Source organism: Streptococcus sp. 1001283B150225_161107_H12 (assembly GCF_015552665.1).
Taxonomy (GTDB): Bacteria; Bacillota; Bacilli; order Lactobacillales; family Streptococcaceae; genus Streptococcus.
In genome coordinates this window covers 1-25,972 of record NZ_JADNFC010000003.1, presented here as the reverse complement: position 1 = coordinate 25,972, position 25,972 = coordinate 1, and the positions used below count along the sequence as shown (strand labels likewise).

Below are 25,972 nucleotides of genomic sequence, written 5' to 3'. Positions count from 1 at the left end.
CCTTTATTGAAAGTTTACCGTCCATTATACGATAGATAAGTTTGATAATCAAGGTGAGTATAGGATGAGGTTGCTGGTTCTAAAGGCTAAAATCTGATATAATCAAACAAGGAAAAGAGAGAAGGAGAGTGATAGAAGGTATGAAAAACATTTTTTCTCGCTATGTCAGTCAGTTTGATTGGGCCAAGATCATGGATGAATTGGTTTCGAAATTGATTTCGTTAGCTATTTTATTCGTTTTATTTTTTCTTGCAAAAAAACTAATCCATAGTTTGGTGAAACGCATCTTGAAGCCGTCTCTGAATTATGTAGGCCAAGACGAAGCGCGTAGGAATACTATTTTAAGGCTGGTAGAGAGTTTGTTAAATTACTGCCTCTATTTTATCCTGATCTACTGGATTCTTTCTATCTTGGGCTTGCCAGTCTCTAGTCTCTTAGCAGGTGCTGGAATTGCAGGGGTTGCCATTGGGTTAGGAGCACAGGGCTTCCTATCAGACTTGGTCAATGGGTTCTTTATTCTTCTGGAACGTCAGATAGACGTCGGAGATACCGTTCGTTTGACCAATGGTCCGATTACCATCGCTGGAACCGTCTCTAGTGTGGGCATTCGGACGACTCAGGTGCGAGACGCAGATGGGACCTTGCATTATGTACCCAATCGCAATATTATGGTTGTCAGCAATCTCTCTCGGGGTAACCAGCGCGTCCTCATTGATATGCCGATTTCTGCTCAAACTGACTTAGACAAGATCTATCAAATCTTCCAGCAGGTCAATGATGAACAAGCTCAAAAGCACCCAGAAATCTTAGATGGTCCGACGATTTTAGGGCCTCAAATCGAAAAGGGAACGGGTCGCTATTCCTTCCGCGTCGCCATGATGGTCCAGTCGGGAAGCCAAGTGGCCATTTACCATCTTTATTACAAACTCTATCATGATGCCCTCTTACAAAATGGCATCGAGATTCCAACCACTTTCTCTGTCACACCCTAACAAAAAAAGACCTATTGGTCTTTCAGATTGAAGATAAAGTCTTCTGAAAAACTTTCCTTAGGTGAGTACGGACGTCAGCGAACTTTTTCAAAGTTCCATGACTAATTATTGAGCCTAAGGTCTCAATAATTCTGAATGCCTGAAACAATTATGTTTCAGGCATTTTCTCACAGCGGAAAGTTTTTGATCTTCTTAAATAACTAAAAAATAAAAGTCATTTTTTGGTAATCATCTAACTGTTTTTATGTAAAACAATAGTTTGTCTCCATTGTAAAAGATCTATGTTTTTTTCTTATTCTAAAATAAGCATGCCATCTTTGACAGCGAAAGGATCTTTCGGATTGATCCGATCGTAGAACATAACGCCATTGATGTGGTCGATTTCGTGTTGGACCACAATGGAGTTGTAGCCTTTGAGTTTGATACGGTGCTTTTCTCCGGTCTTGTCATAGTAGTCTACCGTTACGCGCGCGTGGCGGACTACATAACCAGGAACATTGCGGTCTACAGAGAGACACCCTTCGCCATCTCCTAGAGCCGCATCTTGGACTGAGTGGGAGACAATTTTAGGATTGTACATGACTTCTTGGATGGAGTAGGCTTCTTTTGGAGGATTTCCTTCTTCGTCCTCTGGATTTGGGACGAGAACGGCAATGATGCGCTTAGAAATATCTAACTGAGGGGCCGCTAGTCCAACTCCACCTCGAAGACCCAATTTTTCTGCCATGACAGGATCCTGCGAATGGTGCAAGAACTGCATCATTTTTTCCCCTAGGATAATGTCTTGATCTGACAGTGGGAAAGTGACCTCTTCAGCGATAGCACGTAAAGTTGGGTGGCCCTCGCGGATAATATCATTCATATCAATTAGATGGGCAGCTTTTGTAATAGTTTCGATTGCAGACATGTTCTCATTCACTCCTTTTTTCTAGAAACCATCATATCATAATTCCTTCTAGAATGAAAGTTTCCCAATTGCTTGAGGGGCTAACAAACTAGACGGACTGTAAAGTAGAAAAGGAAAGAAACCTAGTCCGGTTCATGGTATAATGATAAGAAGAATGAAGGAGGCAAGCATGCGTCTAGATAAATATTTAGTGGACTGTGGAGTGGGAAGTCGGACAGAAGTCAAGCAAGTCCTCAAGCAAAAAAAGATACAGGTCAATGGAAAGATAGAAACCTCTGCCAAGGTCCATATTGATCCAGATAAGGATCAAGTTACCTATCTGGGAGAAAGTTTATTCCATGAAGAGTTTGTCTACTATCTGCTCAATAAACCCAAAGGGGTCATTTCAGCAACGGAAGATGACCGCCATCAAACAGTCTTAGATTTGCTAGATGACACGGCCAGACACAAGGAAGTCTTTCCTGTCGGACGGCTAGATATCGATACCCATGGCTTACTCCTCTTGACCAATAATGGTAAGTTGGCTCATGCCATGCTATCGCCTAAGAAACATGTGGACAAGGTCTACCGTGCCCAAGTAGCTGGCATCATGACCCAGGAAGATGTCGTCCGCTTCAAAGAAGGAATAGAATTGAAGGATTTCACCACCCTGCCAGCGGAGTTGGAAATGTTGGAAGTTGATCGAGAAGCTAATAGTTGCTTGGTTCAGATCCGCATCGCTGAAGGAAAATTCCACCAGGTCAAGCGCATGGTCGCAGCTTGTGGCAAGGAAGTCACCGATCTCGAGCGGATTTCCATGGGGCCCTTGAGCTTGGATCCTAGTCTCGAATTAGGGGAGTGGCGTAGATTGACAGCAGAAGAAATAAAGCTCTTAACTGACTTTCGGGTCAACCTATATTGAGAAGTCATTGTAGTCTTGGGTTTGAAGAACTCTGTTGGAAAAAGCAGAAGTGTTTGACAGAAAGATGAAATCTTGGTAGAATGAATAGGTCGAATAGACAACTAACTCTTTCTTGGTAGCGGGCTATGCCAAACCTGCCACTCGGATAGAGCATAAAGAAAAGGAGCTTATCATGGCAATCTCAAAAGAGAAAAAAAATGAAATCATTGCACAATACGCACGTCACGAAGGTGACACTGGTTCAGTAGAAGTACAAGTTGCTGTCCTTACTTGGGAAATCAACCACTTGAACGACCACATCAAACAACACAAAAAAGACCACGCTACTTACCGTGGTTTGATGAAGAAAATCGGTCGCCGTCGTAACTTGTTGGCTTACCTTCGTAAGAACGACGTTAACCGTTACCGTGAGTTGATCAACTCTCTTGGACTTCGTCGTTAATCTTGCGTCTAAAACGTTTCTATACTTCGTTGACTTCGCCTCGATGTACCGTCAGTACAATCTTCGGTTCGTCGCCTTGTCTAGAAACGTTTTATACAGCAAGAATGGAGCCCTCTGAATTCAGAGGGCTTTTTTGTTATCTTTTTTCGGACAAGATTCATGATTCTGAGTAAGTCGTTTTGTTTGACAGATGTAATTAACAGAGTTACAATAGACACATCTTAAGAAATAGAGGTTATCGATATGATTGATATTACATATCTAGATGGTGCAAAACAAGAAAGAGTCATGCATTTTGATTCCTATGAAGAATTTGAACGCTCCCAACAGACCTGCTTGATCGGTGTAGCGGATTACTATCCTGTACAAAAATTGACCTATAATGGGCACGAACTCGATTACCATGGAACTTACGGAGATGTCTTCTTCTATTTGATGAAGCAAGACCTCGATCAATACAAAAACTAAAGGAGAAAAACAATGGCAAAAGCAATTACAGACGCAACATTTGAAGCAGAAACGAAAGAAGGATTGATCTTGGTAGACTTCTGGGCGACCTGGTGTGGTCCATGTCGTATGCAAGGACCAATCTTGGATAAATTGTCTGAAGAACTTTCAGAAGATGTCTTAAAAATCGTTAAAATGGACGTTGACGAAAATCCAAATACAGCGCGTGCTTTCGGCATTATGTCTATCCCTACTCTTCTTTTCAAAAAAGATGGACAAGTGGTTAAACAAGTTGCTGGTGTTCACACTGCAGAACAAATCAAGGCTATTGTGGCTGAGTTGGGTTAAAAGCATAAGCACTCCCATTAATAAAATGGGAGTGCTTTTTTATATGATAAATTGCAAGAATAAGTGCAACAGTTAGTATTGAAAAGACTGAATGGCCTCTTTCAACTCATCTTGTAAAAAGTCTCTCTGATCAAGTTGAATATAGACTTCTAACAGACAGGATTTAAGGTTGGAAAATTTATAAAAATCTTCCCTTTCTTCTATTGGAAAGTCAAGCGTTTTTATCCAAGAAGCTACTTGTTCTTGCTCGATTTTCCCTTGCAAAATAGGTTCATAGAGCACTCTAGCTAAACGCCAATCCTCATCATCGGTAAAACGAATTGAAATTCTTTTAAAGATTTGTCCAAGTATGTTCAATCCTTCGTGAACTTTGTTATTAGGAAGGTCTGGATGACAAACTACTTCTGTCAAAAGATCAGCTCCATGCGCAAAAGCGTGAACCCAACCATACTGGCTAGAAAAACCTGTTGTATCCTTTTCTTTTAAAAGATAGTGCAAGCCCTGATTTAAAATTACATTGCGGATTTCAGCTTTTAATCCCTGATAAAAAATCGATTGTTGGTTGGCATCTGCAGACAAGAGATTGGCATAAATCAGTGCTCTAAAAGAACGATCAAGTGTCGATAGTCCAATCTTGTCAATCTCTTTTTCTACTCCTTCATCGGATATAATCGTCTCAGAAATGAAATGAAACTGTTCTTGTGTGAAGAGTTCTTCTTGAATCCCTCTAGCCAAGCTTGTAAAAACAAGATTATCGCGAATTTCTGGTGAAGGGTCTCCTAAATGTTCCAACAACCACTGGATTTCTTCTAGACGATAGCTTGGTTTTTCTTCTGTCACTTTACTTTGTAATTCTTGATACATCACTAGCACCTCTGCATTATTACTAGCTTATTTTAGAGTTAGCTGTAGAGGAGTTTATTCTCCCAATTCTGCACTGTAAGCAATAATCTGATCAACCGTATCAGACAAGAACTGAATGGTATCGCGAAGTGGTTTGTCAGTCGAGATATCTGCTCCGATAATCATAGCTGACTCCAGTGGTGTCTTGCTACCACCTGATTTGAGAAGGTCCAGCCAATCTTTGGCTCCGTTTTCGGAGTTCTTCAAATGCAAGTATCCCGCTGTTGAGATAACTAAGCCAGCTGAGTAGGTGTAGCTGTAAAGCCCCATGTAGTAGTGGCTTTGGCGCATCCAGGTCAACGCTGCGTCATCATCGATTTCAACGGCATCTCCCCAGAATTCGGTTAGGACTTCCTTCATGATGCTGTTGAGCTTGCTAGCGCCGAAGGTACCACCTTCTTCAATCAGGGTGTAGACCTTGCGTTGGAAAGCCGCTTCCAACAAGTGGGTGATGAAGTTGTGGAAGTATGTATCTGTCAAACGGTGAGCCAAGGCAAAGCGTTTTTGACGAGGGTCGTCAAACTGGTGTTCCAAATAGTCGCTGAGGAGGAGCTCGTTAAAGGTAGAAGGAGCTTCCACATAGTAGGTCGACATGTGGGCGTTGAAGTAGCTTTGGTTGTTGTCTGAGAAGATGAATTGACCAGAGTGTCCGATCTCGTGGATCAGGGTGTAGACATCGCTCATGCGTCCTGTCCAGCTCATGAGGACATAAGGGTGGACACGGTATGGGTCAGCGGCATAACCACCGGAATCCTTGCCTTCATTGGCCGCAAAGTCGACCCAGCGTTCGGTTTGGTAGCGAGCAATTTCACGGGAATATTCTTCTCCAAGGGGTGCCACAGATTTCATGACCAAGTCATAGGCATCATCAATAGTAACATCTGGGTTGAGCGCACTGTCCAAATCCAACTTCCAATCGGCAAAGGTCATTTTCTCAAGACCATTGACCTTGGCTACGTGTTTGAGGAATTTTTGAGCGACTGGAGCGAAATCCTTCATGATCAGGTCAATCTGACGGTCAAACATAGAACGATCCACTTCCTGCTCAGCCAAGAGATAGTCAAAGACAGAGTCGTAGCCTCGCATATCTGCGATCAGTTTTTCGGACTTAACTTGAGCTAGATAGGTAGCAGCAGCCGTGTTTTGGTGCTTGCGGAGACCTTCTGAGAAGGAACGAAAGGCTTTTTCACGGACTTCCGCATTCTCATGGTTTTGGTAGAAGTTTTCATAGGTGACAAAGCTATTCTTGTAGACTTTTCCATCCACTTCAAAATCAGCCATTTCAAAGTCGCCAGCCCGCATCTTGGTATAGATGTCTTGTGGTCCGTAGAAGACTTCACCCAGGTTGGTCAAAGTTTTTTCCACATCAGCTCCCAAGTAGTGGGCTTTTTTAATTTTAGCCTGACGAATGGCATAAGTGAGGTGAGGGAGTTGCCCGAGGCGTTCGAGGACTTCTTCATCCGCTTCTACCAAAGCATCATCAAAGAAGGAAAGTTCGACGCTCGCCCAAGTTTCGAAATCCATCCCCGCTTGGGCAATTTCCGCAAAAGCTTCATCGCCAAAGTCAGTCGTTTGTGGCATAAAGCTGTAGTTGCCAATGTGACTGAGTTGGATCTGAATTTGTTCAAAGACCGCAAAGGCAGCTTCAAAGTCTTCAAAAGTGTGGAGCTTGCCCTTGTAGTTGCGGACAAATTCATTGATTTCTTCGCGTGTTTTTTCAATGGCGCGCAAGAAGTCTTCCTGATCTTGGTAGAGGGCTGTGAGGTCCCAGAGTTCGTTCTCAGGAAATTCAGAACGTTTTTTTAATTCCATAGTGTTCTCCTTTTGATCAAATAACTATACTCAGTATAGCAGAAAATAGGGGAGAATGATAGGTGAAAGGAGAACTTATCAAAGCTAGCTGGATCCAATAAGAAGCCAAGGATTTTCTAGCTTTTTTACCTTCTTTTGGTATAATAAAGTGGAGAAAGTTTTAGGGAGTATACGATGAAGAAATTCTATAAAGTTAGCTTGGTAGCGATGACCTTGCTAACCTTGGTGGCATGTGGGCCTAAGCGACGTCCTCGGACGCAACCCTCTACAGCTCAAAGTGAAGTAACAGATGGAAAAAATTCCAAAAAAGCATCGTCTGGGCATGAGTACTATCAAACAGTGCTTGAGCGTTACCAGGCCTACTCTAGGGCGATCGAAGCAGGTGATAGTGCAGGTCTAGAGACCAAACTAAAAGAAATAGATCCTCAATCGGATGAGTATGTCTATGCCATATATCTTCAAACTCTGGGTAGTAAACCTAACCTTTCCTATTTTTATACAGATTTGGATAAGGATGGGCGGGACGAACTCTTGATTGGGAATGGCCAAACAGTCTCAGCAATCTACTATCTGAAAGGCCAGCAACCAGAATTGTTGCATACAGCTTTTGTGGCTTCCTCTGGTGGCTCTCGTTCAAGTTTTCAAATTTTTGAGGATGGCTCGGTCATTTATGCTAGCTTTTCGTCTCTTCAACCAGAAGTAGATTTGATCCATTACAAGTTCCAAAAAGGAAAGCTGGAGACTGTCAATAAGATCCAAATTAAAAATGGGGACGGTCAGAAGCCAGAAAAAGCCTTAGGGATTACAGCAAAAGAATTGGATCAAGCAAAATTTGGATGGAAAGAACTAGAGACTGGGAAGAAGGCGATCAGCCAAGCAAGTACCTCAGAGCAGCAAACAAATAGTTACCAAGTCCGTGTAGCAGTTTCAGATCTTCGAATTCGTAAAGAAGCATCGATCAAGGGGGAAGAAGTCGGGATGATCCCGCAAGGTGTTTACACGATAACTGAGACGGTTACAGCTGATGGATATACCTGGGGCAAGCTCCAATCTGGCCAAGGCTGGATCGCGCTTGAGTTTACGACGAGAGTGGAAGGGGGAAATGCATCTACTGTTAAAGGATTGAGTGCGGAAGATCAAGAGGATATCCACTCGGTAGTAGAGAATGGCTATTCTTTAATGTATTCTAGATTGGTCAAACCAACCTTTATATTAGATTTATCAAATGATCATAGCGGTATCTATTCTTATACAGAAGGCATGTTTTTAGATTATTTCAATACTTATACTCCAGGTACCTATCAACTTACAGATGTCATTAAAAAATTGGAAGCTCAAGAAACATCAGAATCCATTCAATCTATGACTACAGATCAATTAATTCAACTTGCGAAAGAAAGAAAACAAGGATGGATATACTCTTCGAAAGATAAGAAGTTTTTTGAATTCGTTCCAGGTGGACGTAGAGGTGCTGGCCCAGAGGTTGTTATTCCTTCAGCAGATGAGTGGGTCGTTGAGAATGATACAGTTACAGTAACAACTAGAGTTAAGACCTCTTCTCAACCTTTTGAGCGCTATGTGTTGAAGCGGAGCAAGAAAGACTATTCAGGTGGAGAACACAAAACGCGATTCTATGTCGTTAGTAAAGAAAATGTGTGGAATGGAAAATAGACGGTAGCTATATCTAGCTCTAGAATTTTAAAATAAGTGGAAATCAAATATTCCTCGAAAAAGGCTTTTAAAGCCTTTTTCTTTTGGGCTTGAATATGGTAAAATAAAGGTTATACGTGCTTGGATACAAAGATGAGGATATAACATACAGAAAGGCTGTTGAAATCCCGATCTCGTTGAGTTGGGTGGCCTTAGTATCTTGATAGTTGAACACGGGCTAAATCCCTAGTGAAAAAGATAGATTTCCTGGTGTGCGTGGCACACTGCGTCAATCTCCTATTTTCATACGGGATTCTTCACGCCCTTTGTATCCTGATTTTTGTAGGCAAGTCGTATAATTTTATCAATCCAAAGGGGATTACAATGACAAAACAAGTGTTTCAAACGACTTTTGCGGGTCGTGAGTTGATCGTAGAGACTGGTCAGGTTGCTAAGCAAGCCAATGGCTCTGTTGTCGTGCGTTATGGTGAGTCAACTGTCTTGACTGCTGCCGTTATGTCTAAGAAGATGGCAACTGGGGATTTCTTCCCACTTCAAGTCAACTACGAAGAAAAAATGTATGCGGCTGGGAAATTTCCTGGTGGATTTATGAAACGTGAAGGACGTCCTTCAACAGATGCGACCTTGACAGCACGTTTGATTGACCGTCCAATCCGTCCAATGTTTGCGGAAGGTTTCCGTAATGAAGTGCAAGTCATCAACACAGTCCTTTCTTACGATGAAAATGCATCTGCCCCAATGGCAGCGATGTTTGGTTCATCCTTGGCACTTTCTATCTCAGATATTCCATTTGACGGACCAATCGCTGGGGTACAAGTAGGTTATGTTGATGGCCAAATCATCATCAACCCTACTCAAGAGCAAGCAGAGCAATCGCTTCTTGAATTGACAGTAGCTGGTACTAAGCACGCTATCAACATGGTAGAGTCTGGTGCCAAAGAATTGTCAGAAGAAATCATGTTGGAAGCCCTTCTTAAAGGACACGAAGCTGTCAAAGAATTGATTACCTTCCAAGAAGAAATCGTTGCGGCAGTTGGGAAGGAAAAAGCAGAAGTTGAATTGCTTCATGTGGATGCTGAATTGCAAACTGAAATCATTGCAGCCTACAACAGCGACCTTCAAAAAGCTGTTCAAGTTGAAGAAAAATTGGCGCGTGAAGCTGCAACTCAAGCAGTCAAAGACCAAGTCACAGCAGTTTACGAAGAAAAATATGCAGACCACGAAGAATTTGACCGTATCATGCGGGACGTGGCTGAAATCTTGGAACAAATGGAACACGCAGAAGTGCGCCGTTTGATTACAGAAGACAAGGTTCGTCCAGATGGTCGTAAGGTCGATGAAATTCGTCCGTTGGATGCACAAGTGGACTACCTTCCTCGCGTTCACGGTTCAGGTCTCTTTACGCGTGGACAAACGCAAGCCCTTTCTGTTTTGACCTTGGCACCAATGGGTGAAACGCAAATCATCGATGGTTTAGACCCTGAGTACAAGAAACGCTTCATGCACCACTACAACTTCCCACAATATTCTGTAGGGGAAACTGGACGTTACGGTGCACCTGGTCGTCGTGAAATTGGTCACGGTGCTCTCGGTGAGCGTGCCCTTGCTCAAGTCTTGCCAAGCTTGGAAGAATTCCCATATGCCATCCGTTTGGTAGCAGAAGTATTGGAATCAAATGGTTCTTCATCTCAAGCATCTATCTGTGCGGGAACTCTTGCCCTCATGGCTGGTGGTGTGCCAATTAAGGCGCCAGTAGCAGGTATTGCTATGGGTCTCATTTCAGATGGAAACAACTACACCGTATTGACAGATATCCAAGGTTTGGAAGACCACTTTGGAGACATGGACTTTAAGGTTGCAGGTACGCGTGACGGGATTACAGCCCTTCAAATGGATATCAAGATCCAAGGGATTACTGCGGAAATCTTGACTGAAGCTCTTGCCCAAGCCAAGAAAGCTCGTTTTGAAATCCTTGACGTGATTGAAGCAACGATTCCAGAAGTTCGTCCAGAATTGGCTCCAACTGCTCCGAAAATTGATACCATCAAGATTGATGTGGACAAGATTAAGATTGTCATCGGTAAAGGTGGAGAAACCATCGATAAAATCATCGCTGAAACAGGCGTTAAGATTGATATCGATGAAGAAGGAAACGTGTCTATCTACTCGAGCGACCAAGCTGCTATTAACCGCGCTAAAGAAATCATTGCTGGTTTGGTTCGTGAAGCTAAAGTGGACGAAGTCTACCATGCTAAAGTTGTGCGTATCGAGAAATTCGGTGCCTTTGTCAACCTATTTGACAAGACGGATGCCCTCGTTCACATCTCTGAAATGGCTTGGACTCGCACCAACCGTGTCGAAGACCTGGTAGCTATTGGTGATGAAGTGGATGTCAAGATTATCAAGATTGATGAAAAAGGTCGTGTCGATGCTTCTATGAAAGCACTCTTGCCACGTCCGCCAAAAACAGAACATTCGGAAGAAAAAGGTGAGAAGGGTCATCGTCATGGCGACCGTCCTCGTCACCACAAACCTAGAAAAGATTTTGCCAAAGATTCAGGCGAAGCAACGAAAGAATAAGCATTTAAAAGAAAGGAGCACGGTATGGGATGGTGGCGTGAAACCATTGATATTGTAAAAGAAAATGACCCAGCAGCACGTACCTCGCTGGAGGTCCTCTTGACCTATCCAGGCGTTAAAGCGTTAGCTGCTCACCGTGTTTCTCACTTTTTGTGGAATCATGGCTTTAAGCTTCTAGCTCGGATGCACAGTCAGTTCTGGCGCTTTTGGACCCAGATCGAAATCCATCCAGGTGCGACAATTGCTTCGGGTGTCTTTATCGACCATGGAGCGGGCCTCGTTATTGGGGAAACAGCTATTGTTGAAAAAGGCGTCATGCTCTACCATGGGGTGACGCTCGGTGGAACTGGAAAGGATACAGGGAAGCGTCATCCAACGGTTCGTGAAGGAGCTTTGATCTCCGCTCATGCTCAAGTCATCGGCCCGATTGAGATTGGGGCCAAGGCCAAAGTAGGAGCAGGGGCAGTGGTAGTCTCTGATGTACCGAGTGATGTGACCGTTGTCGGTGTTCCTGCCAAGATTGTTCGTGTTCACGGTAAGAAGGATGAGCCAATCATTCACCAGGAAGAAGAAAAGCGTGAATACTACGTGAATAAGATGGAGCACGCCAAGGAAGCCAGTCACCATTCATCAAGTCTTTAGAAAAGGTTGGAAAAGTTATCGAAGTGAAATATGACAGGAGGAACCGACCTGTCAGATTTACCAGATGCTATTTTGAACCAGGTAGTCCTTGAACTGAAAGAAGGCTTGGAGTCAATTTCGCAAGAGTAAAGTCTATCAGTTCTTCTACACAGCTGACTATGTAGATCATCATAACCGAACCTGGGGTGCCCGCCATGAAGAGCGGACAGCTGATGCCATGACTTTTTTCACTATCGCTTTGACAATAGCAAAGGAACTAGAAAGGTAACTACAAGAATGGCAGTTTATTTTTACGGCTGTATCACCATGGATGGCTACTTGGCAGACAGCCAGCACAGGATAGACTGGCTGCATCAGCTTGCTTCTATAGAGGATACAGGCTATGATGACTTTTACAGGCAAATGGATATCACCATCATGGGTAAGCGGACCTTTGAGGAAATCCAAGATTTGCAAGATGTAGAAAGTTTTTATCAAGCTACGGAAAACTATGTCTTTACGCATGATAGGCACCTGCCTGTCAGCAATTACCAGCCAGTAGCTGGGGATGTGGTGGACTTTGTTCGCCAGATTGACAAAGGCAAAAATGTCTTTGTGATTGGTGGTAATTCCTTGGTAGGACCGCTCTTGGATGCGGATCTTTTCGACCACCTCATTATTCAGATAGCGCCCCTTATCCTAGGAAAGGGGGTTCCCCTCTTTACCCAAGAGGAAGGGCAGCGCTTTTATCAACTGGATAGCCTCAGACAATTTGGCCCTTTTGCAGAGCTGGTTTTCAGCCGAAAAAGTCAGAAATAAAGAAGGGAGTGGACCGCATGATTAAAATTTATGACACCATGTCTCGTGATTTGCGAGAATTTGTCCCAATCGAAGAAGGAAAGGTCCGCATGTATGTTTGTGGGCCAACAGTTTACAACTATATCCACGTGGGGAATGCCCGTTCGACAGTAGCCTTTGACACGATTCGTCGCTACTTTGAGTATCGTGGCTACGAGGTTAACTACATTTCCAACTTTACAGATGTGGATGATAAGATTATCAACCGTGCCAAGGAAGAAAGCATTACTCCTCAGGAAGTGGCAGACAAGTACATTGCGGCTTTTCGTGAGGATGTGACGGCTCTCGGGGTCAAACCTGCAACCCGCCACCCTCGTGTGGTCGAGTTTATGGACGACATCATTCGTTTTGTCGCTGATTTGATCGAAAAAGGCTATGCCTACGAGAGCCAAGGGGATGTTTATTTCCGTGTGGAAAAATCCCACAACTATGCTAAGTTAGCCAACAAAACTCTAGAAGACTTGGAGTTAGGTGCTTCTGGTCGGACAGATGAAGAGACTGCCCGCAAGGAAAATCCAGTCGACTTTGCCCTTTGGAAAGCTGCGAAGCCGGGTGAAGTTTCTTGGGACAGTCCTTGGGGTCCTGGTCGTCCTGGTTGGCACATCGAGTGTTCGGTCATGTCAACGGGGATTTTAGGCGATACCATTGATATCCACGGTGGTGGAGCCGATCTTGAGTTTCCACACCATACCAATGAAATTGCCCAGTCTGAAGCCAAAACAGGCAAAACTTTTGCCAACTACTGGATGCACAATGGCTTTGTCAATATCGACAATGTCAAGATGTCCAAGTCCTTAGGTAACTTCATTACTGTGCATGATGCATTGAAGACCATCGACGGCCAAGTCCTTCGCTTCTTCTTTGCGACCCAGCACTACCGCAAGCCCATTAACTTCACAGAAAAAGCGGTACGCGATGCGGAGACCAACCTCAAGTATTTGAAAAATACCTATGAGCAACCGTTCACAGGAGAAGTGGATCCAGCAGACTTACAAGGCTTTGTGGACAAGTTTATCGCGGCTATGGATGAAGATATCAATGCGGCAAACGGCATCACCGTCGTCTTTGAATTGGCTAAATGGATCAATTCAGGTCACTACAATCAAGACGTCAAAGATGCCTTGACCAAGATGTTAGAAGTCTTTGGAGTGGTCTTTGTCGAAGAAGACTTGGATGCAGATATTGAAGCCTTGATCGCTGAACGTCAGGAAGCGCGGGCTAAGAAAGATTTTGCGCGAGCAGATGCCATTCGCGATGAATTGGCTGCACAAGGAATCAAGCTCTTGGATACAAAAGAAGGTGTAAGGTGGACACGTGATTGATGTCAATCTAATCAATGGGATTGCCCTTGCCTTTGAGGGAGATGCGGTCTATTCCATGTATATTCGCAGACACCTGATTTTTCAAGGGATGACCAAGCCCAATAAGCTTCACCAGGCTGCCACCCGCTATGTCTCTGCTAGAGCTCAGGCCAGCTTGATTGAAAGCATGCTGGAGCAAGAAATTCTGACAGAAAAAGAGTTGGAGATCTACAAGCGCGGTCGCAATACCAATAGCCATACCAAGGCCAAAAATGCGGATGTCGTGACCTATCGGATGTCGACGGGCTTTGAGGCTGTCATGGGCTATCTCCATATGACGGGGGAGCTCTCTCGGCTAGAAGAGCTGATTGACTGGTGCATCCAGCAAGTAGAAGAAGGAAGAAAGCAGTGAAAAATATCAGAGAGTGGTTTCCTCATGCAGAGGTGACGGATCAAGCCAATCCACCAGCTGGTTATGTAGCCATTCCCCTTCAGGCTCATCAATGGTTGCTGCTGAAGGAAGAAGAGCTAACCGAACGAGAAAAACAATTGATTTCCTGGTTGGGCGGTGAAGAAGAGGTTGCCCCTAATCCTTGGTACCAGTACCTGATCGATGGAAAGGGAGAAGCCCCTCAAGTCATCAAAAAAATGCAGCTTGTCTATTGCCACATTTCGCATTCGACAGCGGAAGGGACGGCTTCTTGGCTAGAGATGATGCAGACACTTTTGCCCAACTTCCGAGCAACCTTGCAACTGAGCGGACAAGATTATGTGCTCATTCTGGACCAAGACCAGTCTTTACCTGTGGCCGATATCTTAAAAGATACCGTCTCTGCCATGGAGTATGACTTCAATATTCGTTTATCTATCTTGGTCGGGCAAGTATGGACCGAGTCTAAAGACGGGAAAGTGTCTCCGGTCATCCGAGCAGAACGGGCGGTCTTTCGAGCCTGGATCCGAGAAGGGCATCAAGGCGTCTATCGCTTTTCTCAACTCTATCTGTGGGGGATCGAGCAGGCAGGTCTGGATCTTACTCCAATCAAAGAAAGCTTGCATCAGTTGATTGAAAGTCAAGATCAATTGCAAGACATCATTGTCGCTCTTTGGGAAAATGGGGCAGTCGTGACTAAGGCGGCTCAGCAACTCTATCTCCATCGCAATTCGCTCCAATACAAGATTGATAAGTGGGAAGAGTTAACGGGTCTCCAGTTGAAAAATCTGACAGATCTGGCTCTTTGCTACCATTTAGTCTTGCAAGATGTCATTTAAACGGAATCAATCGAGAGTTTTGTGCAACTTGCACAAAACTCTTTTTCTTTTTTGTGAGACTTGCCATAGATTTGTAAAACGTTTTCATTTACAATAGAACTATAAAAATCAAAGGAGTACCATCATGGTAGAATTAAATCTTAAAAATATTTACAAAAAATATCCAAACAGCGAACACTACTCAGTTGAAGACTTCAACTTGGACATCAAAGACAAAGAATTTATCGTTTTCGTAGGTCCTTCAGGATGTGGTAAATCAACAACTCTTCGTATGATCGCTGGTCTTGAAGATATCACAGAAGGTGAGTGTTCTATCGATGGCACTGTTGTAAACAACGTGGCACCTAAAGACCGTGATATCGCCATGGTATTCCAAAACTACGCTCTTTACCCACACATGACTGTGTACGATAACATGGCCTTTGGTTTGAAATTGCGTAAATACAGCAAGGAAGATATCGACAAACGTGTACAAGAAGCAGCTGAAATCCTTGGCTTGAAAGAATTCTTGGATCGTAAACCAGCTGACCTTTCAGGTGGTCAACGTCAACGTGTTGCCATGGGACGTGCCATTGTCCGTGATGCAAAAGTATTCTTGATGGACGAACCTTTGTCAAACTTGGATGCAAAATTGCGTGTATCCATGCGTGCTGAAATCGCGAAAATCCACCGTCGTATCGGAGCTACAACGATCTATGTAACTCACGACCAAACAGAAGCGATGACACTTGCTGACCGTATCGTTATCATGTCTGCTACTAAAAACCCAGCTGGTACAGGTACTATCGGACGTGTAGAACAAATCGGTACTCCGCAAGAAGTGTATAAGAACCCTGTGAATAAATTCGTAGCTGGATTCATCGGAAGCCCTGCCATGAACTTCATTAACGTGAAATTGGAAGGTGGACACATCGTTGCCAATGGATTGAACTTGAAAGTTCCAGAAGGTGCTTTGAAAGTCTTGAAAGAAAAAGGCTATGATGGTAAAGAATTGATCTTTGGTATCCGTCCAGAAGACGTGAATACAGAAGCTGCTTTCCTTGAAACATTCCCAGAATCAGTCGTGAAAGCAACCATCTCTGTATCTGAGTTGCTTGGTTCAGAATCTCACTTGTACTGCCAAGTTGGTGACAACGAATTCATCGCTAAAGTAGATGCACGTGACTACCTTGGAACTGGTGAAACCATCGAACTTGGATTTGACTTGAACAAAGCTCACTTCTTCGACAAAGAAACTGAAAAAACAGTATACTAATACCTACTGACACTGTAGAGAATGAGACGATATGTCTCAGTCACTTTCATTTTAAGGAGACAAAACATGGAAAAAGACTGGTGGAAGGGGAAGGTCGCTTATCAGATCTACCCAAAAAGCTTTAAAGATAGCAATGGTGATGGCGTTGGGGATTTGAAAGGAATCACGAAGAAACTCGATTACCTTCAAAACTTAGGAATTGACATTCTCTGGTTATCGCCTATTTACAAGAGTCCGTTTATTGACCAGGGCTATGATATTTCAGACTACTATGCCATTGATCCTATTTTTGGAACTATGGAAGATATGGAGGAGCTAATTGCTGAAGGTAAGAAGCGGGGCATTTCTATCATTATGGACTTGGTGGTTAACCACTGCTCCAGTCATCACGAGTGGTTCCAAAAAGCTCTATCAGATCCAGATGGCCCTTATGCAGATTACTTTTATTTCATCGAAAGTGACAAGGAACCCAACAACTGGGAAAGTTACTTTGGAGGCAGTGTCTGGGAACCAGTTCCTGGCACCAACAAATACTATCTCCATTCTTATCACAAGGATCAGCCAGACCTTAATTGGCAAAATCCTGTCTTGCGCGAAGAAATTTACAAGATGATCAACTGGTGGTTGGACAAGGGAATTGCGGGCTTTAGGATCGATGCTATTATCAATATCAAAAAAGATCTAGAATGGCGTTCGCTTCCGTCTGATCGCGAAAATGGCTTGGTCCCAGTACTGGAGTCTCTAGTGAATGCCCAATCGATTGAACCTTTCTTGCAAGAGTTAAATGAGCGAACCTTCGCCAAGTACAATGCCTTCACAGTTGGGGAAGTGTTCAATGAAACCGACGAAGAATTGCATTTCTTCATTGGAAAAGACGGTGTCTTTTCTTCTATCTTTGACTTCAAGCAAACCTGCTTAGGGCAGGAAGGAAAGGGCTGGTTTGACCATAGTCTTCCAACAGCGGAAGAACTTAAGGAAAGTATTTTCCAAGCGCATGAGCGCGCAGATAGCATTGGGGTGCTCTCGACCATTATCGAGAATCACGACGAGCCTCGTGGGGTGTCCCACTATATTGCAGAAGGTCCAGTAAACGATACCAGTAAAAAAGCCCTGGGAACCATTCAGGTTTTGCGCAAGGGAATTCCGTTTATCTATCAAGGTCAAGAAATTGGAATGGAGAACCAAGTCTTTGAATCAGTGGAGGACTTTGATGATATCGCGACCATCAATGGCTACCATGTGGCTAAAGAAGCTGGTTTGAGTGAGGAAGAAGCCTTAGCAGTGATTGCCAACTATAGCCGAGACAATGCGCGGACACCGATGCAGTGGTCAGCGGAGCCAGGTTTGGGATTTAGTGATGGGCCAGCCTGGTTGATCAGTCCCAAACCAAATGTTGCCATCAATGTGGAAGACCAGGAAAAGGATCCAAATTCCATCTTGAATTATTACCGCCAGTTGACGGCCTTGTATCGCCATCCCCTCTATGGAAATACCATCCGGTTTGGAGATATGATCCCAGCTTATCGAGACCGTGAGAACATCATCGCCTTTGAACGCCGTGGGGACAAGCGTCTCTTGGTGATCAGCAATTTCCAAAATCGCCAGGCCACCTTGGAGTTGCCAACTCCGATTAAAACGGTCGTTTTAAATAATACTGCAGGACTATTCCAAGAAGGAGACCAAGTATTAGAATTGACCCCTTACCAAACGGTTGTGTTGGAATTGGTGGAATAAGGAGAAACTTTGTATCAGTGTTAGAATTTAATGTAGAATAGTATTTTCACTAAATATTCTGGAGAACATTATAAAAGTTTTCTATACTTTAGAATCAGTCAAGTATAAACTGAAACTTTCCGCCGTGAGAAAAGTGCTTGAAACATTTTTGTTTCAAGCACTCGGGAGTTTTGGAACATTAGGTCCAAAACTAAGTCATGGAACTTCGAAGAAGTTCGCTGACGTCCGTACTCACCTAAGGAAAGTTTTGAAAGATATTTTATCTCCAAAAAGAACCTTCGCGTCTGCGAAGGTTCTTTTCATGTCATCCAAGTCTACACCTGGAACTTATTCAACTTCTTTCTTTTTCAAGAGGAGGAAGCCTCCGCTTACGGCTAGCAAGAAGCCTGAAAGAACGAAGTGTGCAGTAGTATCTTCTCCAGTTTGTGGCAATTGCGCCTTGGCTGGATTTTCTTGGAATCTTTGTCCCACTTGGTAGGTCAAGGCTTGCATGCTTTCTCCAGTTTCAGCTGCGGCTTCTTTTTGTGGAAGGAGAACTTTAGGAGTGTCCTTCTTAGCCAATACTGGCTGTGGAGTGGTTGTTTGGTTATGAATTGGAACCACCACCCGATCTGGTTCTTTGGCTGGTACGTAATCCATCAAGCTTGCCAACTTGCTGCCAAAGATCGCGTTGGTTACCCAGCGGAAGAAGTGGACTGGGTGTTGGCGATTGGTTGGATTTCCGGCATAGACAAAGAGTGGTTGGCCAAGAAGTTCTCCAGAGATGGCCATGACCTTATTGGCTAGGACTTCATTTTTTGGCCACCAGCCTGCAATGTAGTAGTCACTTGAAGCGATACTCATCAAGGTCTTAAAGTTGCTTGGAACCTTTTCAATCCAGTTTCCTGAGTTGGAGTAGAAGAGAGCGTTCTTCTTGTAGCCACTGGTCAGTGGGTCTTGGTCATCGATGATGGCTTTCATCAAGCCCTCGTAGTCACTGCCACCTTTAAGTTTTTCAGCGTCAAAACCTGAAAGAACTCCCAATTTTTCCAGTTTCTGCATGGCTTCCCCGCCGATGACGAGAGTTGGTTTCTTGCCGAAGATGGAGGCATCAAAGCGATTATTTTCAAGCACAATGACATCTGCTTCGTCAGGAGTATCGACGATTTGGAAACCTAATTTTTCAAGGACCAAACTAGTATGAGCAGGCGCATCTACGCCGGTCCAATCGTAGTGATAGTTTGGAGAATAGATCTTCAATGGTTTCAAGGTTGGACCGTTTGGAACCTTGTAGAGGGCTTCGCCGTAGATGGCATAGTTTGGTAGGAGCGATGCAAAAGTATCGCGGTCAACGATGTAGCCATCATCTGTTAGGTAGACAGATTTACCTTGGGAAATCGCCTTGTTTACGGCTTGAACGGCACTGGCTGAGGTATTGGCAATGACGTAGTAAGGCGCTTTAGGATCGATCTCAGAGGTTCTAGTCGCGCGAGTGGTGGTGACTTCTCCAAGTTTTCCAGCAAAGAGACCGTCTTTGAACACAGGTTCTGCCTTGAAGCCTTTCATATCAGGGAAGTTAACGAGAAGTTCCGCATACATGGCTGCCCAGGCGGATTCGTTAGACCCTTTATAGAGGATATGGTTGGCATAGCCCCGTTTAGCTTGAGCCATGTCAATGACTAGGTCTCCTTTTTTGTAGGTACCTGTATCTTCTTTGAGTTCTTTGACGAGGACACCATTGCGTTTGAAGTAGTCAATCATATTGAAGGCTTCTTGGGCGTCATTGTCCTTGTCGAGGCCCATTGGGATAACATAGTAGTCAGGGAAGAATTTCGGACGACCATTCTTCACACGACCGACAACTTCACCAGTTGGTCCAACTAGTTCGTTCTCTGCTTTTGGATCTTCAATCTTGTTGAGACCACGTAGGTAGAAGTTGAGGCGCATCTCAAGAAGCTTGTCGGGATCTTGGCTGAGGAAGTCAATTCCGCCGAGGACAGCATTACGACCAGCATAATAGGATTCTTGGTTGGATTCTGGAATTTCGATGGTATGGCCCAAGATGCCGTGGTAAACGGCATAGACACCTGTATAACCAGAGAAGGAATCATCCCAGCCATCTCCCCAATCCAGTTTTGGAATGATGTAGCTGTCGTATTTGGAATTGGCAACCCCTGCGCGCCCCATATGACGGGCATTTTCCAGCATGAGATTGGACATGAGGTCGTATTCAAAGTTCGGATCATGTGGAGGTGTTGCAGGCTCGATCAAGAATTCTTTGACAAATCCATGGATATCATAGAGAGCGATCGGATTCCATTTGTTGATCATTTGGATGACGGTGCGCACTTCTGGGTTGGTTTGGTAACTAGCATCCCGGTTTGGATCTAGTCCGTTGGCCAAGGCACGCAGGTTGAGAGCGTCCCCGTCAGGGTTTTCCGTGAAGTCAAACAAGAAGATAAATTTGTTTAAAAGAGTTGGGATGTCCAGAGTCACATTCTTGACGTTACCAGCTTCGTCTGTCGTTTTAAAAGTGACTTGATTTTCTGTAGCGAAGGTACGGAAGAGACCGGTGATGATGTCAATCCCAGGTTGTTCATCCGCATGCGTATTATGAACCAGGACAGGTAGTTTGTAATCCAAGGTCTTGTCCTTCAGAGCTGCCAACATCTCGCTTGGTTTGGTGAGGGCTTTTGGATTGGTAGATGAGAGGTAGTGGTCAATACTTGCTTGGTCCTTACTTATAATTCCCATCTTCATATCCCGTCCCTGGGCGCTCTTACCAAGAGTTTCAAGCTGAACTAGACGGTCCGTTTTGGCTTCTGCCTTTGTCTGCTCAATGGAAGCTAGCATTTCCTCGTGGGTATGGAAATCTTTATATGGACGGAAGGTTAGATTCTTGCGAATAGTCAGCCCAAGATCTGAACTAGTTCCGACTAAAGTATGCTCGCCAATATAGTTCCGATAGGTCCGACGGATATTATTAGGGCTCCGAAGGCTTAAATCTTCGCCAAAGAGTTCCTTGACCGTAAAGGTCAGATCCAAATCGTTTCCGTTTTTGTTCTCTTCAACTGTGATGAAGGGATCTTTGGACAGAGTTCCTGTCTCCATGTCCCAAGTTTTCCACTCTTCCAGTGGTTTGTCGTCCAAAGTCCAGCTAATCTTGCCAGCAGCCTGAGCTTGATCCTTAACGGTATCCGTCAGCGTTCCTTTTTCAGACATGTAAACAGGACTGTCACTAAGGCTGATAGCTGGCTCTGCGTTTGCTGCTCGCTCTGTTCCTGTGTTTTCTGGCTTAGCACTAGGGCTAGTAGTGTCTGAAGCGGTAGGAGAGGCTTCAACTGGGCTAGAAGGATTAGTTGGAGCAGTCTCTGCAGGACTTGCAGTCGCTTCTGTTGCAGGAGCCGGACTGTTAGCCTCTGTGCTGGTTGCCGGGCTAGCGTTTGTTCCCTGTGGCTTGAGGACGTTTTCGACAGGTGCGGCAGGACTAGCTGTCTCAACAGTGTCCGCAGCAACTTGGCCTTGTGCGAGGAAGGCTAAAAGGACAGCGGTAGAGAGACTGAGTGCGTTTGTGTACAAACGCTTCTTATAAGAAGAATGCATAAAGAGACCTCCTTTGTTCTTTGCATGTATGCACCTCTATCATAACACTTTATGACAGCGCTTTCAATATATATGGAAGTTTTTCTCTTGAAATTCGTTACAGATTGATGGCAAAGAAAAGAGCTGGGAAAATCTTCCCAGTCTCTAAAGAAGGGTTTATGCTTGAAGTTCCTTCTGGTAGGTTTGATAGAATTCCACCTTAATGGAGATGAAGGTTTCAAGATCACGGAGGAGTTGCAGAAGGGTCGCTCGGGTTTCAAATTCTTGACGTGATCGAGGAAGAGGTCGCTCACGAAAGACTGCTAGATAGCGGTTGATTTCGTCAAGTAGGAATTGGGCTGGATTTTCTTGACTGAGCTGGCTGGCTGTTTTAGCAAAGAGTTGGGCCAAAATAAGACTCTCGCTCGCAGCTAATTGGCAGTTGTTTACATTATTGGCCATGTCCCGCAGGATATTATTTTGGCGCTTGCGCATCTCAAAATAGTGGATATGGTAGTTGGTCTGATGGAAGAGGTGGTTGGAATGGTCTAAATAGACTAGATCGAGAGCTTCTTTTAAGATGGTATCTAGCTCACGAATCAAGCTAGCATCGTTGCTCCCGTCTCCTTTTCCTAGAAACTCTGCAAAACGATAGAGAATCTTTTTGAGTTGCTCTTCGACAATTTCATGATAGCGATCAATTTCTTCCTGTCGAGAAGGCATATAGAGATTGGCTAGGAGGGCAAAGCTGGTTCCGATTAGAAAAATAGCCACTTCATTTCCCAATAAAGAAAGGGAAGTGGATTTTTCTAGCAGGAGATGGGTAACCAGGACAGAGCTGGGCGTGATACCAATTTCCCAGCCTTGTAGGAAAGCAAGGGGGACATAGGTGGCCAGATAAAAACCAAGGGCCCAGAGATTGAAGCCGAGAATCTGAAAGGCTAAGCTTCCAAGGAGGAGAGCAAGAAGCATGGACATGAAGCGATTATAGGCTAGTTTGGCGGTGCTTCGACGGGTATCGCTAATGCTGAGAATGGCAATAATCCCCGCAGAGGTGGCGTAGGACAGACCCAAAAACTCTGCAAGCAAGATGGCCAAACAGGTGGCGAGAATCATCTTGATGGTTCGGTGAATAAGTGGCATAATGCTGATTCTTTCCTTTTTCTAAACTAGTTTCATTATACCACAAGCAAAGTGCCCTACTTCAAATGTTTCACCAGATATGGCAATTGTGTTATACTAGTTTCATGGAAAAAAACGATATTGTTTATGGCGTTCATGCCGTTACAGAAGCACTAGTCGCAAATACAGGAAATAAATTGTATATCCAGGATGATTTGCGTGGAAAAAATGTAGAAAAAATCAAGGATCTGGCAGCGGAAAAAAAGGTCTCCATTTCTTGGACCCCTAAGAAGACCTTGCAAGAAATGACAGAAGGAGCTGTCCACCAAGGTTTTGTCTTGCGGGTTTCGGAATTTGCCTATACGGACTTGACTGAGATCTTGACCCAGGTAGCTAATCAAGACAATCCCTTGCTCTTGATTTTGGATGGCTTGACCGATCCGCATAACTTGGGATCCATCCTGCGAACAGCCGATGCTACTCAGGTAGCGGGAGTCATCATTCCCAAGCACCGTGCTGTTGGAGTGACCCCTGTTGTTGCCAAGACCTCAACTGGAGCAGTGGAGCATGTTCCCATTGCCCGAGTGACCAACCTTAGCCAAACCTTGGACAAGCTCAAAGAAGCAGGTTTTTGGATCTTTGGAACCGATATGAACGGGACGCCTTCTCACAAATGGAATACCAGTGGGAAGCTCGCCCTCATTATTGGCAACGAAGGCAAGGGCATTTCGGCCAATATTAAAAAGCAAGTGGATGAAATGATTACTATTCCCATGCAAGGACATGTGCAAAGTTTGAATGCCAGTGTCGCAGCAGCGATCCTTATGTATGAGGTCTTTCGCAATAAATTATAATAGAAGAAATCAGAGGAAGGAGGCAATCCATGAAAGAAAAGATTTTGTTAGTGGACGGCTACAACATGATTGCCTTCTGGCAGGAGACCCGTCAGCTCTTTAAGAAGAGTGAGCTGGATGCTGCACGAACGATCCTCCTAGAGAAGCTAAGTCACTATGCTAGCTTTGAAGGCATTCGCGTGATTTGTGTCTTTGATGCCCAATACATGCCAGGGATTCGCCAGACCTATGAAGAATTTCAGGTCCAAGTGGTCTTCACAGCAGAGGAGGAGACCGCCGATGACTACATTGAACGCTTGGCAGCAGAGCTCAATACCCCCCTCCACCAAGTATCAGTCGCGACCAGTGACTTGAATGAGCAATGGACGGTCTTTACTCAAGGAGCACTTCGTGTTTCGGCACGGGAGTTAGAGAAGAGAGTTTCCGTTGTCAAAGCCGACTTGAACCAGGCGCGAGGAGCCGTTAACGATCAAAAACCACCGATACGGCCTTTTGACCAAGAGGGCCTACGTCAACTACAAAAAGAGATGGGAGCAAGTAAATGACCTTTAAAATTTTAACAGATTCAACTGCAGATTTAGATGAAACATGGGCAAAGGAGCATGATGTAGAGATCGTCGGTTTGTCGATCCAAATTGATGGGACTCATTATGAGACAGTAGGCCCAGACAAACTGACCAGCCCCCAATTATTAGCAGAGATGCAAAAAGGTGCTAAACCAACGACCAGTCAGGTCAATGTTGGGCAATTCCAAGAGATTTTCAAAGGCTACGCTCAACGCAAGGAAAATCTCCTCTATATCGCCTTTTCTTCAGTTTTGTCAGGGACCTACCAGAGTGCGGTCATGGCAAGAGACTTGGTCCTTGAAGACTACCCAGAAGCTGTCATCGAAATCATCGATCCAAAAGCTGCAGGGATTGGAGAAGGCTACTTGTCTATGCTAGCAGTTGAGGCGCGTGATGCCGGTAAGAGTTTGAATCAGGTTAAGGAAGAACTGATGGAAGTGGCTCCTAAGTTGCGGACCTATTTCTTGGTGGATGATCTCTACCATCTTATGCGCGGGGGACGCCTTTCTAAGAGTTCAGCTATCGTCGGAAGTTTGGTCAATATCAAGCCCCTTCTTTGGATTGATGAAGAAGGCAAGTTAGCCCCTATAGCCAAAATTCGTGGACGTAAAAAAGCCATGAGGGAAATGCTCTCACTTATCCAGGAAGATATCGGCCACAGTACAGCTTTGGTTTCTTACACGGATGATCTAGCAGGAGCAGAAGAACTCAAGGCACAATTGTTGGAGAATCCAGCTATCTCCCAAGTCTTGATTATGCCACTAGGTCCCGTCATTGCTGCCCACGTTGGTCCTAATTCTCTCATCGGCTTTGTCATAGGAAAAGAAAATCGCAAATAATTTTTCAAATCGGTTGACTTTTATTTGAAAAATTTGATACAATAGTAGGCGGTATTGTTTACCCCATTTGTAAGGCCCCGGAACCTTTCAAATAACTCGCGGACCGGAACATCCGCCCTGTAAACAAAAACGATATTCATAATAGGAGAAATCATGAACAAAACTACATTCATGGCTAAACCAGGCCAAGTAGAACGCAAATGGTACGTTGTTGACGCAACTGATGTACCTCTTGGACGCCTTTCAGCAGTTGTTGCTAGCGTGCTTCGCGGAAAAAACAAACCAACATTCACACCTCACACTGATACAGGTGACTTCGTAATCGTTATCAATGCTGAAAAAGTTAAATTGACTGGTAAAAAAGCAACTGATAAGATCTACTACACTCACTCAAACCACCCAGGTGGATTGAAATCAATCTCTGCTGGTGAACTTCGTTCTAAAAATGCAGTTCGTTTAATCGAGAAATCAGTTAAAGGTATGCTTCCACACAATACTCTTGGCCGCGCTCAAGGTATGAAATTGAAAGTATTCGTTGGAGCTGAGCACACTCACGCTGCACAACAACCAGAAGTTCTTGATATTTCAGGACTTATCTAAGGAAAGGAACAATAAAGTATGTCACAAGCACAATATGCAGGTACTGGACGTCGTAAAAACGCTGTTGCACGCGTTCGCCTTGTTCCAGGAACTGGTAAAATCACTGTTAACAAAAAAGATGTTGAAGAGTACATCCCACACGCTGACCTTCGTTTGGTCATCAACCAACCATTCGCAGTTACTTCAACTGTAGGTTCATACGACGTTTTCGTTAACGTTGTAGGTGGTGGATACGCTGGTCAATCAGGAGCTATCCGTCACGGTATCGCTCGTGCCCTTCTTCAAGTAGACCCAGACTTCCGCGATTCATTGAAACGCGCAGGACTTCTTACACGTGACTCACGTAAAGTTGAACGTAAGAAACCAGGTCTTAAGAAAGCTCGTAAAGC

The 25,972-nt window shown here is 44.4% G+C and carries 24 protein-coding genes and 2 pseudogenes; 21 read left to right on the top strand and 5 right to left on the bottom strand.

Features of this window, described 5'->3' with window-relative positions; all coding sequences use genetic code 11:
- Positions 1-140 precede the first annotated feature (140 nt).
- Positions 141-992: a mechanosensitive ion channel family protein gene (locus tag I2C87_RS05355; protein WP_048789999.1), complete on the top strand. Its 852-nt coding sequence runs from the start codon at positions 141-143 to the stop codon at positions 990-992.
- A gap of 292 nt (positions 993-1,284) precedes the next feature.
- Here the strand turns inward: I2C87_RS05355 and def are convergent, their stop codons facing one another.
- On the bottom strand, positions 1,285-1,899 hold the full coding sequence (gene def, locus I2C87_RS05350) for a peptide deformylase (RefSeq protein WP_048688441.1): 615 nt from the start codon (positions 1,897-1,899) through the stop codon (positions 1,285-1,287).
- Between the two features lie 169 nt (positions 1,900-2,068).
- Between def and I2C87_RS05345 the strand changes: the two genes are divergently transcribed.
- The 4 genes from I2C87_RS05345 to trxA all read left to right on the top strand — a co-directional run bounded on the left by I2C87_RS05345 (position 2,069) and on the right by trxA (position 4,037).
- Complete coding sequence (locus tag I2C87_RS05345; RefSeq protein WP_048790000.1) at positions 2,069-2,800, top strand: pseudouridine synthase; 732 nt, start codon at positions 2,069-2,071, stop codon at positions 2,798-2,800.
- A gap of 172 nt (positions 2,801-2,972) precedes the next feature.
- Complete coding sequence (gene rpsO / locus I2C87_RS05340; protein WP_004193424.1) at positions 2,973-3,242, top strand: 30S ribosomal protein S15; 270 nt, start codon at positions 2,973-2,975, stop codon at positions 3,240-3,242.
- A gap of 243 nt (positions 3,243-3,485) precedes the next feature.
- Positions 3,486-3,710, top strand: a complete 225-nt coding sequence (locus tag I2C87_RS05335; protein ID WP_003010037.1) for a DUF4649 family protein — start codon at positions 3,486-3,488, stop codon at positions 3,708-3,710.
- Positions 3,711-3,722: 12 nt separating this feature from the next.
- Positions 3,723-4,037 (top strand): thioredoxin, encoded by a 315-nt coding sequence (gene trxA / locus I2C87_RS05330; RefSeq protein WP_048790001.1) that lies wholly within the window; start codon positions 3,723-3,725, stop codon positions 4,035-4,037.
- Positions 4,038-4,109: 72 nt separating this feature from the next.
- Here trxA and I2C87_RS05325 read toward each other — a convergent pair whose 3' ends face one another.
- Both I2C87_RS05325 and pepF read right to left on the bottom strand, forming a co-directional pair.
- On the bottom strand, positions 4,110-4,901 hold the full coding sequence (locus I2C87_RS05325) for a DUF2785 domain-containing protein (protein ID WP_048790002.1): 792 nt from the start codon (positions 4,899-4,901) through the stop codon (positions 4,110-4,112).
- Positions 4,902-4,955: 54 nt separating this feature from the next.
- Entirely contained in the window at positions 4,956-6,752 is a 1,797-nt protein-coding gene (pepF, locus tag I2C87_RS05320) for an oligoendopeptidase F (protein ID WP_048790003.1), read from the bottom strand.
- 174 nt (positions 6,753-6,926) lie between these two features.
- Between pepF and I2C87_RS05315 the strand changes: the two genes are divergently transcribed.
- The 11 genes and pseudogenes from I2C87_RS05315 to I2C87_RS05265 all read left to right on the top strand — a co-directional run bounded on the left by I2C87_RS05315 (position 6,927) and on the right by I2C87_RS05265 (position 18,041).
- Positions 6,927-8,423, top strand: coding sequence for a hypothetical protein (locus I2C87_RS05315; RefSeq protein WP_229046232.1), 1,497 nt, complete (start codon positions 6,927-6,929; stop codon positions 8,421-8,423).
- Between the two features lie 363 nt (positions 8,424-8,786).
- Entirely contained in the window at positions 8,787-11,003 is a 2,217-nt protein-coding gene (pnp, locus tag I2C87_RS05310) for a polyribonucleotide nucleotidyltransferase (RefSeq protein WP_324250047.1), read from the top strand.
- A 24-nt stretch (positions 11,004-11,027) separates the two neighbouring features.
- Positions 11,028-11,645, top strand: a complete 618-nt coding sequence (cysE, locus tag I2C87_RS05305) for a serine O-acetyltransferase (protein WP_129270001.1) — start codon at positions 11,028-11,030, stop codon at positions 11,643-11,645.
- A 30-nt stretch (positions 11,646-11,675) separates the two neighbouring features.
- Positions 11,676-11,771, top strand: a pseudogene (locus tag I2C87_RS10160) (bacteriocin); the annotation flags it as partial.
- Positions 11,749-11,913, top strand: a pseudogene (locus I2C87_RS05295) (phosphorylase); the annotation flags it as partial. The pseudogenes I2C87_RS10160 and I2C87_RS05295, both read left to right, overlap by 23 nt.
- Before the next feature lie 8 nt (positions 11,914-11,921).
- On the top strand, positions 11,922-12,443 hold the full coding sequence (locus I2C87_RS05290) for a dihydrofolate reductase family protein (protein ID WP_129270003.1): 522 nt from the start codon (positions 11,922-11,924) through the stop codon (positions 12,441-12,443).
- A gap of 17 nt (positions 12,444-12,460) precedes the next feature.
- Positions 12,461-13,804, top strand: a complete 1,344-nt coding sequence (gene cysS / locus I2C87_RS05285; RefSeq protein WP_195324176.1) for a cysteine--tRNA ligase — start codon at positions 12,461-12,463, stop codon at positions 13,802-13,804.
- Positions 13,797-14,195: a Mini-ribonuclease 3 gene (locus tag I2C87_RS05280; protein ID WP_003004765.1), complete on the top strand. Its 399-nt coding sequence runs from the start codon at positions 13,797-13,799 to the stop codon at positions 14,193-14,195. The genes cysS and I2C87_RS05280 overlap by 8 nt, the downstream gene beginning before the upstream one ends.
- Positions 14,192-15,052, top strand: coding sequence for a helix-turn-helix domain-containing protein (locus I2C87_RS05275; RefSeq protein ID WP_195324175.1), 861 nt, complete (start codon positions 14,192-14,194; stop codon positions 15,050-15,052). The genes I2C87_RS05280 and I2C87_RS05275 overlap by 4 nt, the downstream gene beginning before the upstream one ends.
- 124 nt (positions 15,053-15,176) lie before the next feature.
- Positions 15,177-16,307, top strand: coding sequence for an ABC transporter ATP-binding protein (locus tag I2C87_RS05270; RefSeq protein WP_021154414.1), 1,131 nt, complete (start codon positions 15,177-15,179; stop codon positions 16,305-16,307).
- Between the two features lie 66 nt (positions 16,308-16,373).
- A complete protein-coding gene (locus I2C87_RS05265) occupies positions 16,374-18,041 on the top strand; it encodes an alpha-glucosidase (RefSeq protein ID WP_195324174.1) in 1,668 nt (555 codons plus the stop codon).
- 327 nt (positions 18,042-18,368) lie between these two features.
- On the opposite strand, the gene I2C87_RS05260 is transcribed toward I2C87_RS05265, so the two are convergent.
- Both I2C87_RS05260 and I2C87_RS05255 read right to left on the bottom strand, forming a co-directional pair.
- Positions 18,369-21,623: an LPXTG-anchored zinc carboxypeptidase gene (locus I2C87_RS05260; RefSeq protein ID WP_048790012.1), complete on the bottom strand. Its 3,255-nt coding sequence runs from the start codon at positions 21,621-21,623 to the stop codon at positions 18,369-18,371.
- Between the two features lie 156 nt (positions 21,624-21,779).
- On the bottom strand, positions 21,780-22,745 hold the full coding sequence (locus I2C87_RS05255; protein ID WP_048790013.1) for an aromatic acid exporter family protein: 966 nt from the start codon (positions 22,743-22,745) through the stop codon (positions 21,780-21,782).
- A 104-nt stretch (positions 22,746-22,849) separates the two neighbouring features.
- Between I2C87_RS05255 and rlmB the strand changes: the two genes are divergently transcribed.
- From rlmB to rpsI, 5 genes are all read left to right on the top strand, one after another.
- Positions 22,850-23,578: a 23S rRNA (guanosine(2251)-2'-O)-methyltransferase RlmB gene (gene rlmB, locus I2C87_RS05250; protein WP_048688495.1), complete on the top strand. Its 729-nt coding sequence runs from the start codon at positions 22,850-22,852 to the stop codon at positions 23,576-23,578.
- 29 nt (positions 23,579-23,607) lie between these two features.
- Entirely contained in the window at positions 23,608-24,123 is a 516-nt protein-coding gene (locus I2C87_RS05245) for an NYN domain-containing protein (protein ID WP_048790014.1), read from the top strand.
- Positions 24,120-24,983: a DegV family protein gene (locus I2C87_RS05240; RefSeq protein WP_048790015.1), complete on the top strand. Its 864-nt coding sequence runs from the start codon at positions 24,120-24,122 to the stop codon at positions 24,981-24,983. Before I2C87_RS05245 ends, I2C87_RS05240 begins: the two co-directional genes overlap by 4 nt.
- A 153-nt stretch (positions 24,984-25,136) precedes the next feature.
- Positions 25,137-25,583, top strand: coding sequence for a 50S ribosomal protein L13 (rplM, locus tag I2C87_RS05235; protein WP_002876943.1), 447 nt, complete (start codon positions 25,137-25,139; stop codon positions 25,581-25,583).
- An 18-nt stretch (positions 25,584-25,601) separates the two neighbouring features.
- On the top strand, positions 25,602-25,972 hold a 371-nt coding region (gene rpsI / locus I2C87_RS05230; RefSeq protein WP_049501587.1), incomplete at its 3' end, for a 30S ribosomal protein S9.

What these genes read in the sequence shown, in the direction of transcription:
- I2C87_RS05355 (WP_048789999.1), top strand. Translation starts at nt 141, where the DNA reads ATGAAAAACATTTTTTCTCGCTATGTCAGTCAGTTTGATTGGGCCAAG.
- def (WP_048688441.1), bottom strand. Translation starts at nt 1,899, where the DNA reads ATGTCTGCAATCGAAACTATTACAAAAGCTGCCCATCTAATTGATATG.
- I2C87_RS05345 (WP_048790000.1), top strand. Translation starts at nt 2,069, where the DNA reads ATGCGTCTAGATAAATATTTAGTGGACTGTGGAGTGGGAAGTCGGACA.
- rpsO (WP_004193424.1), top strand. Translation starts at nt 2,973, where the DNA reads ATGGCAATCTCAAAAGAGAAAAAAAATGAAATCATTGCACAATACGCA.
- I2C87_RS05335 (WP_003010037.1), top strand. Translation starts at nt 3,486, where the DNA reads ATGATTGATATTACATATCTAGATGGTGCAAAACAAGAAAGAGTCATG.
- trxA (WP_048790001.1), top strand. Translation starts at nt 3,723, where the DNA reads ATGGCAAAAGCAATTACAGACGCAACATTTGAAGCAGAAACGAAAGAA.
- I2C87_RS05325 (WP_048790002.1), bottom strand. Translation starts at nt 4,901, where the DNA reads ATGTATCAAGAATTACAAAGTAAAGTGACAGAAGAAAAACCAAGCTAT.
- pepF (WP_048790003.1), bottom strand. Translation starts at nt 6,752, where the DNA reads ATGGAATTAAAAAAACGTTCTGAATTTCCTGAGAACGAACTCTGGGAC.
- I2C87_RS05315 (WP_229046232.1), top strand. Translation starts at nt 6,927, where the DNA reads ATGAAGAAATTCTATAAAGTTAGCTTGGTAGCGATGACCTTGCTAACC.
- pnp (WP_324250047.1), top strand. Translation starts at nt 8,787, where the DNA reads ATGACAAAACAAGTGTTTCAAACGACTTTTGCGGGTCGTGAGTTGATC.
- cysE (WP_129270001.1), top strand. Translation starts at nt 11,028, where the DNA reads ATGGGATGGTGGCGTGAAACCATTGATATTGTAAAAGAAAATGACCCA.
- I2C87_RS05290 (WP_129270003.1), top strand. Translation starts at nt 11,922, where the DNA reads ATGGCAGTTTATTTTTACGGCTGTATCACCATGGATGGCTACTTGGCA.
- cysS (WP_195324176.1), top strand. Translation starts at nt 12,461, where the DNA reads ATGATTAAAATTTATGACACCATGTCTCGTGATTTGCGAGAATTTGTC.
- I2C87_RS05270 (WP_021154414.1), top strand. Translation starts at nt 15,177, where the DNA reads ATGGTAGAATTAAATCTTAAAAATATTTACAAAAAATATCCAAACAGC.
- I2C87_RS05265 (WP_195324174.1), top strand. Translation starts at nt 16,374, where the DNA reads ATGGAAAAAGACTGGTGGAAGGGGAAGGTCGCTTATCAGATCTACCCA.
- I2C87_RS05260 (WP_048790012.1), bottom strand. Translation starts at nt 21,623, where the DNA reads ATGCATTCTTCTTATAAGAAGCGTTTGTACACAAACGCACTCAGTCTC.
- I2C87_RS05255 (WP_048790013.1), bottom strand. Translation starts at nt 22,745, where the DNA reads ATGCCACTTATTCACCGAACCATCAAGATGATTCTCGCCACCTGTTTG.
- rlmB (WP_048688495.1), top strand. Translation starts at nt 22,850, where the DNA reads ATGGAAAAAAACGATATTGTTTATGGCGTTCATGCCGTTACAGAAGCA.
- I2C87_RS05245 (WP_048790014.1), top strand. Translation starts at nt 23,608, where the DNA reads ATGAAAGAAAAGATTTTGTTAGTGGACGGCTACAACATGATTGCCTTC.
- I2C87_RS05240 (WP_048790015.1), top strand. Translation starts at nt 24,120, where the DNA reads ATGACCTTTAAAATTTTAACAGATTCAACTGCAGATTTAGATGAAACA.
- rplM (WP_002876943.1), top strand. Translation starts at nt 25,137, where the DNA reads ATGAACAAAACTACATTCATGGCTAAACCAGGCCAAGTAGAACGCAAA.